The sequence below is a fragment of the Mesorhizobium sp. M1006 genome (genome assembly GCF_040318825.1).
Taxonomy (GTDB): Bacteria; Pseudomonadota; Alphaproteobacteria; order Rhizobiales; family Rhizobiaceae; genus Mesorhizobium.
Genome location: NZ_JAMYMZ010000003.1, coordinates 71,181 through 87,975, shown reverse-complemented (window position 1 = coordinate 87,975; position 16,795 = coordinate 71,181). Strand labels below are relative to the sequence as shown.

12 protein-coding genes are annotated in these 16,795 nt (G+C 63.8%); 2 read left to right on the top strand and 10 right to left on the bottom strand.

All coding sequences use genetic code 11. From position 1 onward, the window contains the following. Positions 1-144 precede the first annotated feature (144 nt). From NKH60_RS03650 to NKH60_RS03605, 10 genes are all read right to left on the bottom strand, one after another. Positions 145-405, bottom strand: a complete 261-nt coding sequence (locus NKH60_RS03650) for a helix-turn-helix transcriptional regulator (RefSeq protein ID WP_352871247.1) — start codon at positions 403-405, stop codon at positions 145-147. Between the two features lie 207 nt (positions 406-612). Further along, the gene (locus NKH60_RS03645) at positions 613-1,833 is read right to left on the bottom strand and encodes a tyrosine-type recombinase/integrase (RefSeq protein WP_352871245.1); all 1,221 of its coding nucleotides are present in this window, start codon (positions 1,831-1,833) and stop codon (positions 613-615) included. A gap of 256 nt (positions 1,834-2,089) precedes the next feature. Continuing rightward, a complete protein-coding gene (locus NKH60_RS03640; RefSeq protein ID WP_352470025.1) occupies positions 2,090-2,710 on the bottom strand; it encodes a LysE family translocator in 621 nt (206 codons plus the stop codon). A 109-nt stretch (positions 2,711-2,819) separates the two neighbouring features. Continuing rightward, on the bottom strand, positions 2,820-3,497 hold the full coding sequence (locus tag NKH60_RS03635; RefSeq protein WP_352501693.1) for a hypothetical protein: 678 nt from the start codon (positions 3,495-3,497) through the stop codon (positions 2,820-2,822). Between the two features lie 268 nt (positions 3,498-3,765). After that, a complete protein-coding gene (locus tag NKH60_RS03630; RefSeq protein ID WP_352613957.1) occupies positions 3,766-6,450 on the bottom strand; it encodes an ATP-binding protein in 2,685 nt (894 codons plus the stop codon). A 258-nt stretch (positions 6,451-6,708) separates the two neighbouring features. Then, complete coding sequence (locus NKH60_RS03625; protein ID WP_352613855.1) at positions 6,709-8,298, bottom strand: indolepyruvate oxidoreductase subunit beta family protein; 1,590 nt, start codon at positions 8,296-8,298, stop codon at positions 6,709-6,711. After that, positions 8,291-10,444: a thiamine pyrophosphate-dependent enzyme gene (locus tag NKH60_RS03620; RefSeq protein WP_352613854.1), complete on the bottom strand. Its 2,154-nt coding sequence runs from the start codon at positions 10,442-10,444 to the stop codon at positions 8,291-8,293. Before NKH60_RS03620 ends, NKH60_RS03625 begins: the two co-directional genes overlap by 8 nt. Before the next feature lie 42 nt (positions 10,445-10,486). After that, the gene (locus NKH60_RS03615) at positions 10,487-10,966 is read right to left on the bottom strand and encodes a MarR family winged helix-turn-helix transcriptional regulator (RefSeq protein WP_352455076.1); all 480 of its coding nucleotides are present in this window, start codon (positions 10,964-10,966) and stop codon (positions 10,487-10,489) included. Beyond that, positions 10,966-12,537: a phytoene desaturase family protein gene (locus NKH60_RS03610; protein WP_352613853.1), complete on the bottom strand. Its 1,572-nt coding sequence runs from the start codon at positions 12,535-12,537 to the stop codon at positions 10,966-10,968. Before NKH60_RS03610 ends, NKH60_RS03615 begins: the two co-directional genes overlap by 1 nt. 131 nt (positions 12,538-12,668) lie before the next feature. After that, the gene (locus NKH60_RS03605; protein WP_352613852.1) at positions 12,669-13,460 is read right to left on the bottom strand and encodes a cyclase family protein; all 792 of its coding nucleotides are present in this window, start codon (positions 13,458-13,460) and stop codon (positions 12,669-12,671) included. Positions 13,461-13,577: 117 nt separating this feature from the next. Here NKH60_RS03605 and NKH60_RS03600 point away from each other — a divergent pair, with 117 nt between their 5' ends. Then, positions 13,578-15,152, top strand: a complete 1,575-nt coding sequence (locus tag NKH60_RS03600; RefSeq protein ID WP_352871240.1) for a phytoene desaturase family protein — start codon at positions 13,578-13,580, stop codon at positions 15,150-15,152. Positions 15,153-15,259: 107 nt separating this feature from the next. Continuing rightward, entirely contained in the window at positions 15,260-16,786 is a 1,527-nt protein-coding gene (locus NKH60_RS03595) for an ABC transporter substrate-binding protein (protein ID WP_352540478.1), read from the top strand. Positions 16,787-16,795: the final 9 nt, after the last annotated feature.

Below are 16,795 nucleotides of genomic sequence, written 5' to 3'. Positions count from 1 at the left end.
ATTTACTGGTTAGAATCGCGCGGCTATATTGTGGGGGAGTTGGTCCAAGGTCGGTCCGCAAGACACCTCGGCTCCTTCTTTTTCGTCCAATACCAGTTCCAGCGCCGGTCCCTGAGGACCGGCGTTTTTTTGTTCGACCAAAGGCTAAGCGTATTCGCGTGTAGAGCGGTACTCTGCCCGGCTTTTCAGCCATTCGCGCAGTGAGTCACGCCGATAACGGATGTTGCGCAGTCCAATGCGAATGAACGGGGGGCCGTAGCCTTTCGTCCGTCCGATCTCAAGCCACTGGGTGCTGACGCCTAGAAGCTTTGCGGTCTGAGCCGTATTCAGAAGGTCCTCATCGTCCCCGGCAACAGCCGAGACAAGGTTGTCGGCTCGTTTGTCGAGATGCAGATTCAATTCCATAACAGGCATCCTTTTGCTGTTGGCCAAGGACGCGCGGGAGCTGAACAACAAAAAAGCCCTCGCGCGCGTTTGCACACGAGAGCCTGTCGTTTGGATGGGTCGTATATACGGGTACGACCCCGAAAGGCCCAATGCCACCTCAGCAGGTAGCCTACGGACTGCACTACAATAGGGGCGCTAAATAAAACCCACAAGCGGAACGTTTGCTCACGCCAACACGGCTACCTTTTCATCATCAATGGGAACGATGCCGCATAGCTGTTTCAGGCTGTCCGTAACCTTCTGAGCCGGAGCACGAAGACGTTCAACCCTCATCTGCACATAGCCCTCTGTCACGTCCTTTCCGAGGGAATGGTTGACCAACGCCTTCAACGCCATCGGGCTAATTTCCGTTTCCTCTGCCACGGTGATAAACGTGCGGCGCAGATCGTGCACGCACACGCTGACACCGCAGGCCTTGCCGACAGCATCCAGAGGAAACTTCGGCTCGGCAATGTAGCCGGTCTTCTTGCCGTGCGACGGGAAGACGTAGCCGCTTGGCTCTTTTCCAACGCTTCGGCGGGCGACAAGCAGATTGCGAACGAAGTCCGTCATAGGCAGATCAAGCTTCCGCTTTGCCTTGGTGTTGTTCGCTGGAATCCGGATCAGCTTTTGGTCGAAGGCGACATGCTCCCATTTGAGCATGGCCGCCTCACGTCGCCGTAGCCCGGTGAACAGAACGAACAGAATGTAGTCGCGAGCCACGGGATTGGGCAGGGCGACGACGGCATTGTAAAAGCCTGCCATATCGGTTGCCTCAACGATCCGATCTCTGCGCTTTTCCTCATACCAATCCCCGCGCAGATTAACTGGATTGGCAGCGAGCGAGGGATCGTTCTTCGCGGCAAAGTTCCAGAGGAGGCGAAGAGTTCGCATCGCGGCGTTGGCGCTGCTCTCGCCCTTCCCGCCCCCTGCTTCGGCTATCTCCTTGGCAATTGCAGCGTGGCGGTCCTCGACAGCCTTGCGAGTGATGAAAGTCAGCGGCTTCGACAGCCAGGCACTGAGATGCCGCTCGACCATCGTCCTATAGTTCTGCACCGACGCTTCGCTGAGCTTCTCGCCCTTCTTTTTGAGATAGCCATCAAGCGTTGACTGGAGGGTGGCAGAACGCAGCTTCGGGTCCTTGCCCTTGCGTAACTCGACCAACATCTCAGCAGCATCCTCCCGCGCCTTTGCGAGATCCATTTCATTCGCTGCCGCGACGGTGACGCGGCGCGTCCGTCCGTCGGGCAGCGTGCGCTGGACGATGTATGTTTTTGAGTTGGTGACGCCCGAACAAAGGACGCCAAACCCTTTCAGATCGGCATCCCAATGCAACACTTGTTTGCCGCTGGGATCTGGCGCTGCCAGCCGATCGATAACTCGTTCTGTAAGCTTGATACGCGACATGGAACATCTCCCGATTGAACAAACACAAATAAGGAAAACCACCTTATTTGCGCCACCATAGGTTGTTTTACAACCAGGAGATGTTATGTGCTTTTTGCCGTAAAAGCTATTGAAATCAACACGTTGGTGGACAATTAGGCTTATTTTTAAAACACGCTATTCGTGTATGGAGCTAATTCGTAATGATGGGGTCAGGTGTTCGAGTCACCTAAGCGGCACCAAACGGCCTATCCCGCGCGCCTGCTTCAACCGGCGTTCAGCCGAGTGGAAAAGCTGCCGCCGCCGAGACGAGGGCGAGCATTGCCAGCACGATCCCCGCCGCCCGACAGATGACGCGATGATGCCGCACCGCGGCAGCGCGCACGAGCGGACGCGAAAGCGCGACGGCCAGGAATCCGTACCAGCCTATGTCGATGATGGCGACGATGGCCGCGACCATCAGCATCTCGTTCGAGGTCCGGATCGGCAGCATCAGCCCCATGAAGGCGACGGCGAAGAAAGTGGCGGTTTCAGGCGAGAGAATGCTGATGAGAAACCCTCCGGCAAACAATCCGGCCTGCCGAGGCGCTTCGCCGATGGCCGGCGGCGCCGTTCTGGCGATGCGCAGGGCCATCCAGCCAAGGACGGCCGCACCGGCGATCTTGACCGCCGGCACCGACAGCGACCCGGAAAGATGAACGGCGCCAAACGCCACCAGGACCGCCAGCACGGCGGTACCGGCGCCGATCCCGGCCACCAGCGGGATCGTCCTGCCAAAGCCGTGCAAGGAGGCAAGGCTGCCGGTCGCGAGGCCAATAGGGCCTGGCGTGATCATGATCACCGTATATGCCGCCAGGAATTGCAGCATCGCCGTCGACAGAATAAGCGAACTTGACATGCCAGTCTCCCGTTTGCTGCGCCGGTTACAGATTAGAGAAGAATCACCGTCGCGCTCCCACTCCCTGTTTCTCACCATGCGACGCGAAAATGCTTAGATGTTTTCAGATTTACTTTCCAAATAGAAGAATATCCCCGCGTGCCCAAAGCAGGTAACAGACGAGAAGCGTCGCAGGGATTGCGATAGCCTGGATCTGATCGGTGCGAGCGTCAGCAATGACGCGGGCGACTTCGGTCGCGGTGACGATAATTGCCGGAAAGCGGCTGAGCAGTACCGAAAGGCGGAAGAGCTCCGGCATTTTGAGGCCGAAGAGCACCGCGCCATGCGCGCCGAGCCTGAAGGCGCTGCCGAACTTGCCCACGGCATGGAGCAACCCCGATGTCACGACCAGGATTGGATTGCCGACGAGCAGCAGACTTGACCCGAGCACCAATGACCCGGTGCCGGACAGAAAATCTGCGCGCTGTATTACCGACGGGTCGAGATGTCCGTTGCTGAGGGCGCGATGATACTCCTCGCCGCTGCGCAAGAAGATGGCGCTCGCCACCAGCAGCGCCAGTGAGTTCCAGCCGCCGGCGAGGTCGTGGCCGAACATTAGAGGCGCGGCGAAAGTGCTGCTCGCCTCGGTTAGCGCCAGCCGAATCTGCATGAACATGGCCATGCCGAGGCCCAGCACATTGCCGGCAATATAACAGCCTCCGGGTCCTGAAAGCCGCACCGCGACCGCTTGTGCCAATCGTTGTCCTGGCCAGCGCCGCTGGGCATCCGCTTTTTCGCTTGCCGACATCGCCCCTGCTCCTGGTACGATCCGCCCCAGCGACGGACGCCGGCGGCGGCCCCCGTTCCGCCGCCGTTGCCCGCCTTCTCCCCCGGATCGTGAAGGCGTCGTGGTGTTGGGAGGTCCATCCACGCTGCGAGCAGAAGCCTACGCGGAGCGGCGGGCGTGCAAATCGGTACCGCCACCCATTTTTAGGCGGTCGATTTCCCAGTTTTCGCGGAAATTTTGCTGTGGGAACTACCCAGAGCCTGTTCCATCTCGACAGAATCGGCTGGGATCATGATCCAGTCTGGTGCGGTTCCAGCGGATGGGTGCCCGTCAACAGCCACGGCTCGCCTCGCAGGCGCAGGAGGATTTCCATGCGGTTTGCGGCATTGAGCTTGCCGAGCAGCGAGGAGACGTGATGCTCGATCGTGCGGGGCGAGCGCGACAGATGTCGCGCGACCTCCTTGTTGCTGATGCCCTGGGCGATCAGGGCGAGCACCTTCTGCTCGTGCCGTGTCAGGCCGAGTGGATGGCGGCGAGCTGCCGCATAGGGTCCGCGCTGCACCTTCGGCAGCAGGCCTGACAGGCCCTGACGCTGCGCAAGCTTGCGCGCGAGCGCCGCGGCCGCGGGCGCGTCGATCTGGTCGAGCATCGCCACGGCGCGAGCGAGCGCCGCCCCCGCATCCGCCCCACGAACCTGCATGAGGGAAAGCGCTGCCTCATAGGGCAGCGACAAACGCGTCCACTCCGCCGCGGCGATCTGCGGATCGCCGAGAAGCTCGGCGGACCAGGGCGAGGGAATCGGCGCCGATTGCGCCGGCAGCGACCCGGGCATTCCGCATCGACGCCACCAGACCGACAATTCGCCAAGGTCCCGGGGGCGGAAATTGTCGAGGTTCATAGCCGCCAGCTCGGTAAGCTGCGCGTGGCTGGCGCCGACATCCTCGGCAAGCCAGGCCGCCTCCGCCAGCGCCAGGCGAACCGGGACGATACGCTGCGGCTCGCCGGTCGTCTGGCCCTCCACAAGCGCGCGCTGCAAAAGGTCGACGCCGTCGGTCTCGCCCAGCCTTACGCGGACCGTGCCAAGCACGGTGAGCGCCGGCAAGTGCATCACCATCGGCAGGCGTTCCACATTCATGACGCCCTGAGCGATGGTTGCGGCCTCGCGAAACCGGCCCTGTTCCATGCAAAGCTGCGCCTGCCGGCCGAGCAGGTATTGCGCCGCCGAATCGAGGTCGTGCCTGGTGCAGAATGCGATGCCTTCGGCCAGCAGCCGCTCCGCCAGCTCGAAGTCCTTGGCCACCACCGCGCATTCCGCAAAGTTCGTATAGGCCCGCGCCGCATGGTCGTGGAGCCCGTGCTCGAGCGCCAGGGCAAGGCTTTCCTCCAGCCGCTCAACGCCGCCGGGGCGGTTGGCAAACATGAGCGCGGTTCCGACATTGTTGAGGGCGTGAACACGCGTCTCGACCTCGCCCAGCCGATCGGCCAGACTGATCGCGCGCTCGCCCCATTCGATCGCCTCATCGAAACGATAGTGCAGCATGTGGAGCTGCGAGCGCGTGCTGTGGGCCATTGCCACCTCGGGACCGGGCGGCAGGCTTTCCACCTCACGCACGGCCTGGTCCGCATATTCCTCCGCTTGCGGGCCTTCGCCGCGTCGCCAGTGCAGGCGCGACAGCCAGCGTAGATTAAGGCCTACCTTGTCGATCCGGCCCAGCTGCCGCCAGATAGCGATGGCGCGATGCCGGGCCTCGATGATGGCGTCATAGACAAGCAGCGCCAACCCGGCCTCGTACGCCCAGTCCTCATGGAGCTGCGCGGCCAGCTCCGGCGGGGCCTGGTCGACATATCTGAGTGCGGTCGCCAGATGCGAGGCCGCCTCCCGATGCGCCCCCAGGCGCGCGGCTTGGCTGGCGGCGAGCGGCGCAAGTTCGAGCACGCGTTCGCCATTGTCGGCGCCGCCGGCGTGGTGCACGCGGCGCGAAAGCAGAGCGCTTGCCTGCGAGGCCGGAACTTCCGAGAGTGCCGCTTCGACCTTCGCATGGAGCGAGCGTTGCACAGAGGGGGAGAGCCGGTCGAGCGTCGCTTCCCTGGCAAGCTCGTGACGAAATGTCAGCGCGCCCTGGTCGTCCCGCCGCAGCAATCCGCGCACGACACATCGATCGACGAGCACTTCGGCCTCGGCCCCGAGAAGGGCCCGGATCAGCCACGGCTCAACGCTGCCCGGCATGATGCTCATGACCTCCAGGACGTCGCGCTCTCCAGGCGTCAGGCGCGACAGGCGCGACCACACCGCGTCGCGTATGGAATCGGGCACACGCGCCGATTCGGTCTCGCTGCTGGACAGGAGCTCGGTAACGAAGAAGGGATTGCCCTCGGTAATGCGATAAAGCCCATCGGCGGAGCGGCCGGCCTGTTCGGCCAGCATTGTCACCGCCTGGGGAGACAGCGGTCTAAGCGTCACGCGGCGTACCGAGGCGGCGGGAAGATCGCCGAGCACGTGGGTCAGCGGGTGATCGGCGTTCAAATCCTCTCTGCGCATGCTCAGCACCAGCGTGGTGCGGAGCAGGGAGACGCGGCGCCCGAGATATCTTACGAGGTCGAGCGTCGCATTGTCCGCCCAATGCATGTCCTCGAAGATGAGCACGGTCGTGCCCTTGGCGCGCTGCAGCGCATTCAGCAATGCCGGGAAAAGCCGCTCCGGCGCAGCGGTCTCCTCAAGCAGCGCCGCCACGCGCGGGTCGAGCAAGTGCGCCATGTCCTGGAGAGGGCCCAATGGGCGCGGCGTGAAGAGCGCCTCGCACCAGCCCCACAGCACCCGGCAGTCCCGGTCGGCGTTTTCCGCGAATTCGCGCAGCAGAGAGGTCTTGCCCAGGCCCGCCTCGCCGTGCACCAGCACGGTCCCGCCATGTCCGGCAGCAGCTCTCTCGGCCGCGGCCAACAAAGCTCCAAGTGGGTCCTCTCGCTCAAGCAGCATCAAGCCCGCGCCTCCAGAATATTGAAGGTACAACAGCAGGCAATGAGTGCAACACAGTCGTTTCACATGGCCGGGAATGTTTGGCAAATAGCCGCTCGGAACCGGGCGTCATTTGTCCTGGAGCAGATATGTTGGCCGCTGCCGTAAGCACGAAGGCCACAGAACAGGCAGGCCGCCAGGGCGGGCGTTGACAGGCCCGGGCGAAGCGGACTGTAGTTCTGCGAAGCAACCACTGCCCCGAGCCTCGAAAAAGGCCGCTCACCTCACCGGATTGTCGCCCAGCGACGCCACAGTCTTCAGCGCGCCGTCGAGCATGTCACCCTTCTCGTCCTTCAGCGCCGCTTCGCGCAGGCGCCGGATCCAGTCTGCGGCGTCCGGGCGGCCCTTGAGCTGGTCGAGCGCCGACAGCACCCGGTCGAATTTCGACTGGGCGCGGGCGTGGGTGTCGCTGTAACCCTTGATCAGCCGGCGGCAGTTGAGGATCTCCGTACCAAGCGCGTAGTCCTGGCCGACTTGGCCCAGCGCCAGCGCATACCAGCGCTCGAGATGCGCGGTCTCGACCTTGTGGCGCAGCAGGCGGCGCCGCCAGCGGCGCAGGCCGCCGATGAACCACAATGCGGCAAAGCCGGCGAAACTGTCGGTGCGGATGTGGCGGCCGCGGTTGATGCGGCGGTCGAGGAAGGCGGCGAGCTTCGGCCGGCTTTCGATGTAGCTGCCGAGCCCGGCCGGCAGCGTGCCGCAGAATTCCTCGATGCGCGGATGGAAATATTCGGTCACCTGCAGGACCGAGCCGTCCCTGACGCCGACCTCGCGGCGTACGCGTCGGTCGCGGCTAGAGCGCGTCTTCAGGTCGGCGACGCGGATCATGTCGTCGTAGCACATGGCGTTGGCCAGATGCTTGGCGGCGGCGATCGACAGCGCGTAGGCGTGTTCGACATCGTCCAGAGCGACGGCCTTGTCGAGCCTATCGAGATACTCGCCGCCATAAGCAACGTCCTGATAGTCAACCACTTTTTTCAGGCCGCGAAGCGCCATGTCGCGCACGGGTACAGGCAGCGTGGCGACGCGCGCCGCCAATTGTTGCCAGCCTTTTAACAGGCTTTCCGGACCGCTGACTTTTGTCGTTGCGGCTAAGCCGGTTTCGGCGGCTGCCGGCTGTGCAGTCTTGTCGCCCGAATGCACACTCGCGATGCCGCGCGCCCGATCGTAGGCGGCGCCGAAGGCGGCGAGGCTGGCCTTGACACCACGGCCGCCGGCACTGACCGCCTGCTCATAGCTTTCGCGACTGAACGGCAAGGCGTCGGAGCCGGCCAGCGCGCCGAGCAGGCTGGCCGAGATCATCGAGCCATTGTCGGCGGCGATCTTCTCCATGTCGAAGGCAATGAAGCGCTTGGCCGCGGCTTCCGCCGTGGCATGCACCTTGGAGGACGAGGCGCGGCCGTCGCCGGGCTCGATCTTCTCCGAGACCGCGGCGATGCGGTGCGACGAGGCGATCAGCGTGGTGCGCTCGGGCGTGACGAAGCCGCGGATGATGGCGCGGCCGGCCTCCATCAGTTCGGCGGCAATCAGGATGTCGACGTCGCCCTGCGACGGCGACAGCGCGAAGACCGGCAGGCGGCCGGTGTCGCGGCACATTTCGACATAATAGATGGTGGCGCCGGTGCGCTGGGCAACGCCGGCAACGGAGGTTGATTGCGCGACATAGAAATTGCGCTCGGCGACGTCGGTGATCCAGTCGGCCAGCACGCCGCCGCCCTGGCCGCCGACCGCCAGCACGGCAAGCTTGATGACGCGCTCGTCTTCGGGGGCGCCGGCTTTCGAGCGCGATGAGGGCACGGCGTCAAGCATCGGCGAATGTCAGGCGCCGGTTTTCACGGCGCCGCTGCAAGAGACCGATCATGGCGCGACGCGCGGCTTCAAGGAAACGGTCCCAGCGGCTCGGATTGTGGACAACATCGGCGCGGTAGAAGGACGGGCAGAGCACCGCCGCATCGGCGACCTCGCCGCAATTGCCGCAACCGACGCAGCTTTGGTCGATATGCGCCACCGGATCGTCGCGCAACGGATCGTCGAGCGACTTCACCGAAAGCGACGGACAGCCGGACAGCCGCATGCAGGCATGGTCGCCGGTGCAGATGTCTTCGTCGACACCGAATTTCGGCTTGACTATGCGCGTCCCGCCCTTGATCGCCTTGTCGACCAGCGGCTTTTCGCGGCGCTGCCGGTTGAGCATGCATTCGGACGACGCGACAATGACTTTCGGGCCCTTCTCGTCCGTCGTCAGCGCCTCGCGCAGCGTGTCTTGCATTCTGGTTACGTCGTAGGTGCGGTCGATGTGGCGCAGCCATTTGACGCCCATGCCCTTCACCGCCTCGGTGATCGGGTGCTTGGTCGACTTGGTCTTGTTGCCGGCGCGGGACGACAGGATGTCCTGCCCTCCGGTCGCGGCCGAATAGAAATTGTCGACGATGACGATGACGCCGTCATTCTTGTTGAACACGGCATTGCCGACCGAGGAGGTCAGGCCGTTGTGCCAGAAGCCGCCGTCGCCGACGAAGGAGATCGAGCGGCGCTTGGCATCGGGCGAATTGAACGCCGAAGCCGAGGCCGGCCCCAGCCCGTAGCCCATGGTAGTGGCACCGAGCTCGAAAGGCGGCATGATCGAGAACAGATGGCAGCCAATGTCGGAGGCGATGTGGTGCTTGCCCAGCTCCTGCTCGACCAGCTTGGTGGCGGCGAAGATCGGCCGCTCCGGGCAGCCGACGCAGAAGCCGGGCGGCCGGCCCGGGACGACGTTGATCAGGTCGGCGGTGTCGAGCCCGTCGCCGATCTTGTTCGGCGCGCGGACCTCGCTTGGCAGCAGATGCGGGATGGTGGCACGCAGGAACGATCCGATGCCGTCGAGCATCACCTGGCCGGTATATTCGCCGGCCATCGGCAGATGTTCCTTGCCGACGAGCCTGGTGCCGCGGCCGGCCTTGTGCAGCATCGCGGCAAAGGCCTGCTCGATGTAGTTGGGCTGGCCTTCCTCGACGACGAGGACGGCGTCCTTGCCTTCGCAGAAAGACAGGAACTCGTCGTCGACTAAGGGATAGACGGCGTTGAGCACATAGAGCGGTACGTCGGTGTCACCATAGGTGTCGGCGAGGCCGAGCCGCTGCAGCGCCCGGATGACCGAATTGTACATGCCGCCCTGCATGACGATGCCGACCGAGCCGTGCTCCGGGCCGAAGAACTCGTTGATCTTGTTGGTGCGGATGAAATCCACCGCCGCCGGCCAGCGTTTCTGCACCTTTTCCTTCTCGTGCAGGAAGGATGCGGGCGGCAGCACGATGCGGCCGGTGTCGCGGCGCGGCGCCTCGAGCGCATCGGCCACAGTCATTGCCGGGCGCTTGTTGTCCTTGGCGATGAAATGGCCGTGGACATGGCAGCAGCGAATACGGACCTGCAGCATGACCGGCGTGTTGGAAACCTCGGACAGCTCGAAGCCATCCTCCACCGCCTTGACGATCGACGGCAGGTTCGGTCGCGGGTCGAGCAGCCAGACCTGGCTCTTCATGGCAAAGGCGTGGCTGCGCTCCTGCATGATCGAGGAGCCTTCGCCGTAATCCTCGCCGACGATGATCAATGCACCGCCGGTGACGCCGCCGGAAGCGAGATTGGCGAGCGCGTCGGAGGCGACATTGGTGCCGACCGTCGACTTGAAGGTGGCCGCGCCGCGGATAGGATAATGCACCGATGCGGCAAGCATGGCGGTGGCGGTCGCTTCCGAGGCGCTCGCCTCGAAATGCACGCCGAGCTCGCCCAGGATATCCTGCGCGTCGGCCAGCACGTCCATCAAATGGCTGATCGGCGCGCCCTGATAGCCGCCGACATAGCCTACGCCGCATTGCAGCAGCGCCTTGGTGATGGCGAGAATGCCTTCGCCGGAAAACTCCTCGCCGGCGCCGAGCCTGAGCTTTTCGACTTCCTTGGCAAAAGACCGTTCGGCCATTTTGGGCTCCTTCCGTTACCGCCCCGATGGCGGCGCGTAAGATCAGATGTCGTGCTTGCGAATGTTCTTCAGCATCTTCTGCAATGTCGCGATCAGCGCCGCGTATTCGGCATCGTCCACATCGTCGAACATTGCCTCGAAAGCGTCGTGCATGGCCGGCCAGGCGCGCGCGAACTCGGCGCGGCCATCGTCGGTCAGGAACACATGGCGGATACGGCTGTCGGTGACCCCCTGCTCGCGCCGCACAAACCCTTGCCCCTCCAGCGTGTCGAGCGTCCGGCTCAAGGTCGACTGCTCGATGACGGTATAGACCGAGAGATCGTTGACGGTGACGCCATCGGTGACCGACAACACGGCCAGCGTGCGCACCTGGGGAATGGTCAGGCCCTGCTTGCGGAAATTGTCACGCAAGGTGGCGTTGTAGCGGCCCATGATGCGGTTCATCAGATAGGGCGCGAATTGCTGCAGGCCGATCTGGCCCAAAGTCGAGATGCGCTGGCGCTTTTCAACCTTCTGTTCCATCACAGCCTCCCCGCCAGGAGAAAGCCGGAGCCGCCGCCCAAGCCAGCACCCGGATGGGTCGAGGCACCGATGTGGTAGAGACCCCTGACCCCGGTGGCGTGATTGCGGCTCGTCTTGAACGGCCGCCACAGAAACGACTGGTCGATAGCCGAGGAACCGCCATAGGGGTCGCCGCCGACCAGATTGATGTTCATCGCTTCCAGGTCGGCCGGCGAACAGGCGCGGCGTGCGATGACGCTGTCCTTGAACCCATCGATATGGCTGGCGAGGATCGCTTCGGCACGGTCGGCATAGGCTTCGCGCAGCGCCTCGGTCCAGCGACCGTCTGCCGGTGTTTGCAGTTTGCCGGCGGCATCGCCCTTGATATGCCGTGGAGCCTCGGGCAGTTGCAGCCACAGGACCGCCTTGCCGTCCGGGCAGCGCGACGGGTCGAGCGCGTGCGGCTGGCCGACGCACATGGTCGGCACCTCCGGCAGCATGCCGCGCACGGCTTCGTTGCAGGCCTTCGAGACGCCGTCGAGCCCCGGCGTCAGATGCAGCAGCGCGACCTTGTCCAGGCCCTCGCCGCGCCATGCCGGCGGCTTGTCCAAGGCATAGTGGATCTGGAAATTGCCCTTGCCGTAGCGGTATTTTTGCGCTGCCTCGACGTCTGCTTTCGGCGCCGCGTCGCCGAGCAGCCGCTCGTAGAGCTGGGTCGGCGTGACCGAGCAGATGACGCTCTTGTTCACGTTGATCGTTTCGCCCGAAGCCAGCCGCACGCCGGCGGCGCGGCCTCCGCTTTGGACAATAGCCGCGACGTCGGCGCCGGTGCGGATTTCGCCGCCACGTTCCTTGATCAGGGCCTCGAAGGCGGCCAGCAGATTCCTGGCACCGCCCTTGACGATCGGCGCGCCGGCCGCCTCAAGCGCGAAGGCGATGACCTTGGCGATCTGGCCGGAGAACGCGTCCTCAGGCCCGAGGCCGGCATGCAGCACCCAGGGCGCCCACAGCGCGCGCATCGTTTCCGACTGGTAGGTGCTTTCCAGCCAACCGCGCGCCGGCACCAGCGCGCTGCCGAGAAAGGCGGCAAGGCCACGCGGGCCGCGCCGCCAGGCTTCACCCGCCAGCAGCCTGGCCGTCGGGTAGGACCATAGGCTGCCACCGAGCAGTCCGAACAGCAGACCGGCGTTGCGCTCGATCTCGCCGACATCGTTTGCGTGCCGGTCGCCGTCGCCCGCGGCAAGCGCATTGATCGCCGCTACATTGGCGATACGATCGGTGCGCAGGACGGCATGGCTGCCGTCCGGGCGCAGCACACCGGTCGGCGTGGAGCTGTTGCAAAACTCCAGGCCGTGCCGCGCCAGATCCTTGCCCAGCGCCGCATAGGCCGGCGAGGTGATGAACAGGACAAAGGTCGTCGCCATCACGTCGTGGATGAAGCCGGGCGCGGTGATTTCTTCGGTGCGCATGCAGCCGCCGATGCGGTCGTTGCGCTCGAGCACCAGCACCTTCGCCCCCTTGCCGCCAAGCATCGCCGAGCAGACCAGCGCGTTGATGCCGCTGCCGACGACGATGTGATCGGGAGCGCTCATCGATGCGTGCTCCTAGCAGAGATTGGCGCTCTACGGCGCCGTAGAGCCGCAGCTTTGCAAGGCTGCCGCTCCCACTCCGTCACCACCGTGCCACTTCCGCACATGATCTTCTCCCGAAGACCGCAGCTACCCTATTGCCTTGGCACCAACGCCAACGCGCGGATCGGGCTGCCGGTGCCGTGCTCGATCTTGAGCGGCGCCGCGATCAGGATCGCGCCTTTCGGCGGCAGCCGGTCGAGGTTGCAAAGGCTGGCGAGACCGTAGCGGTTAGCCTTGTGCATCAGGCTATGCGCCGGGAACGGCGGCTCCATTCCCCCTGCTTTTCCAGCATCCGTGCCGATCGTCTCGCTGCCCCAGCCCTTGATGTCCTTGCTAATCAGATACTGGATGGCTTCGGCGGTCGGGCCAGGCGTGTGCGGTCCGGTCTCATTGGCGTTGAGGAACTCGGCTTCCGAGCCGTTGCGCTTATACCAGTCGGTGCGCATCACCACCCACTCGCCGGGGTTGATAGCGCCATGTTCGGCTTCCCATGCCTTGATGTGATCGATGGTGAGCAGGAAATCGTGATTGGCTGCCGCTTGCTTGGAACAGTCGATGACGTTGACGGGTCCGACGAAGTTCTGCGCCGGAATGGTGTCGGTGGCGCCGTCCGAATAATCCTTGCCGGTGATCCAGTGGTTGGGCGCGTCGAAATGCGTGCCCGAATGCTCCCCGAGCTTGAGCCAGTTCCACGCCCACCACGGGCCGTTCTTGTCATAGGCGGAGATGGCGTGGATCTCGATCTTCGGCGTGTCGACCGCCAGTTCCGGCGGCAGCTTGATCAGCGGCGTGTCGGGCCCGAGCGGCGCCGTCAGGTCGACCACCTGGATGGCGCCTGAAAGCAGCTGGCCGGCGACTTCGCCTAAAAGTTGTTGTGTGTCCATGGTCTCTGTTCCCTCTTTCTCGATGGTGCTGAAGGCTCTCGCGGCCCTTAATATCCTACTAGACGAAAACATATGCATCTGCAATTATCTTTAAGCATAAAGGAAATGGGACGGGGCGTGAGCGAGTTTGACGCCATATTTGTCGGGGCAGGCCACAACAGTCTGGCATGCGCCGCGCATCTGGCGCTCAAAGGCTGGAAAACGGCAGTTTTCGAGCGTAATGCAACGATCGGCGGCGCCGTTCAGACGCGCGAATTGACGCTTCCGGGCTTCCGGCACGATTTCGGCGCGATGAATCTCAGCCTGTTCGCCGGCTCGGCCTTTCACAAGAAATATGCAAATGAATTGAAAACCCACGGGCTGGAATTCGTGCCGGTGGCCGACTGTTTTGCCAGCGCCTTCCCCGACGGTCGCTGGTTCGGCGTCAGCAGCGACCTGGAAGTGACCGCCTCGCGCATGGCCGCTTTTTCCGACGCCGACGCACAGACATGGCGCCGTCTGGTTGCGGCATTCCCGGCGGAGGCCGAGCATCTGTTCCGGCTGCTGGGCTCGCCGATGAGCGGCCGTGCGCTCGCCGGCACCGCCTGGAACCTCTGGCGCAAGAAGGGTTTTGCCGGCGCGCTCGATACAGGTCGGTTGCTGCTTTCGTCACCCCGCGCCTGGCTCGAGGATACTTTCGAGTCACCGCATGTCAGGGCGACGCTGGCCACCTGGGGCATGCATCTCGATTTCGCGCCTGACATCGCCGGCGGCGCGGTGTTCCCTTACCTCGAATCCATGGCCAACCAGTGCTTCGGCATGGTGCTCGGCAGAGGCGGCGCCGACACGATTATCCGCGCTTTGTCGGGCATGCTCACGGCCGCCGGCGGCAAGATCGTCACTGGGGCTGATGTCGCCGAGATCACGGTTTCGGCCGGCAAAGCGACCGGCGTGCGGCTCACTTCCGGCGAGACCCACACCGCCACCAAGGCCGTCATCGCCGGTGTCGCGCCCAAGGCGCTGACCGGGAAACTGTTGCCTAACGGATCCGGCGACACCGGCTTCGACACGGCCGTGAAAAAATTCCGCCACGCGCCGGGGACGTTGATGATCCATCTGGCGCTCGACGACCTGCCGGACTGGCGCGCCGGTGCCGAGCTTCGGCAGTTCGCCTATGTGCATCTGTCGCCGTCGCTCGATGCCATGTCCTGGACCTATCAGCAGGCGATGTCAGGGGTGCTGCCGGACGAACCGGTGCTGGTCGTCGGCCAGCCGACGGCCGTCGATCCCTCGCGCGCGCCGGACGGCAAGCACGTACTTTGGGTGCAGGTGCGCATGCTGCCAGCCGAGATTGCAGGCGATGCGGCGGGCACGATCGCGGCGGCTCACTGGGACGAGGCTAGGGAGCACTACGCCGAGCGCGTCCTCGACATTATCGAGCGCTATGCGCCCGGCCTTCGTCGGAAGATCCTCGGCCGCGCCGTGTTCTCGCCCATCGACCTCGAACGCGAGAACCCGAACCTTGTCGGCGGCGACCAGATCTGCGGCAGCCATCATCTGGCGCAGAATTTCCTGTTCCGGCCGGCGCGCGGTTACGCTGGCTGGAACACGCCGGTCGGCAATCTGCACCTGACCGGGGCGGCAACATGGCCCGGCGCCGGCACCGGGGCGGCGTCGGGCTTCATGCTCGCGCAACAACTTGGCGGGAGGTAGGCTCCATTTTTCATCTAGGGTGAAGGAGGACAAGGCGCGGTTGCCCAAGGAGCCTGAACCCACCGATTGACAACGACACCGCGCATAAAAGCAACAGGGGAACGACCATGACAATCAACAGACGAGAATTGCTCGGATATGGCGCGGCCGCACTTGGCGCCACGGCGCTCGGCCTGCCGCAAATCGCCAGGGCTGCCGGCGAACTGACCATCGCCTACAATGTCAATTTGCCGTCCTGGGACCCGACCACCGGGCCTTCAGCGGTCAACCCGACCATCCAGGGTCTGTACCAGTCCGTGTTCGACCAGTTCATCCCGCAGAAGCCGGATCTTTCTTTCGCGCCCGGCCTGCTCACCGAATGGGGCTGGAACGAGGGTCGCAGCAAGATCATGATGACGGTGCGCGAGGGCGTCACCTGGCATGACGGCTCGCCATTCACGGCCGAAGACGTGGTCTGGTCGCTGCAGCGGGCGGGCGATGAAAAAACCGGCAACCCGATCCAGTTCGTCTGGAAGAACGTCAACAACTTCAAGATCGACGGCGACAAGATCACCGGCGACGTCGTGCAATTCGACCCGGTGTATTTCAAGTGGATGTCGTTCCTGACCGGCTACATCATGCCGAAGGCCTATTACGAAAAGGTCGGCGCCGAGGGTTTTGAGAAAGCCCCGATCGGCACCGGGCCCTACATGGTCGACAAATTCGAGCGCAACGCCTTCCTGCGGCTCAAGGCCAACCCGAACTACTGGGGCAGCAAGCCGGCCTTCGAGAACGTAACCATCAAGTTCGTTACCGATGCGGCGAGCCGCGTCGCCGAGATCGAGTCCGGTTCCTCGCAGGTGACCCTCGAGGTCCCCTATGAGGAATATGACCGCCTGATCGCCAAGGATGGACTTGCCGGCTCATGCAAGAACGTTTCCGACATCGGCATGATCTTCTTCAACGACATCGACGTGATGCTGGACAAGAACGTGCGCCAGGCGGCGGTGATGGCGGTCGACAAAAAGCTTTTGGTCGACCGGCTGCTGCGCGGTTACGGCCAGCCCATCGATACGCTGGAGACGCCGGAATACGCGGCCTACGATGCGTCGATCAAGGTGGAGCACAATCCGGACAAGGCCAAGGAACTGCTGGCCGCCTCCGGCTATTCGCCGGAAAAGCCGGTCAAGTTCACGATACAGACGACGAAGGGCTTCAAGCCCAAGGATTACGAGATGATCCAGGCGATCGTCGGCATGTGGCGCAAGGTCGGCATCGAGGCGACGATCGAGGTCTACGAGATCGCCAAGCACTACGAGCTGCGCGCCGCCGACAAGCTGGCGCCGGCGGCCTTCTACAATTGGGGCAATGCCATCGGCGATCCCACCACGTCGACCGGCTTTGCCATGTATGGCCCGAGCCCGCATTCGGTGTGGGACAGCCAGGACCTGATCGACATGATCAACCCGCTATGGGGCGAGAAGGACGAGGCCAAGCGCATTGCCGGCTGGAAGGCCGTCGACAAATATATCGCCGAACAGGCCTATGTGCTGCCGCTGATCCAGTATGCGCAGCCGATCGTGCATGCCAAGGGCGTCAATGTGGTGCAGCATGTGTCCGGCGCGCTGTTGCCGGCGCTGATGAGCCCGGCCTGAGATCAGCCC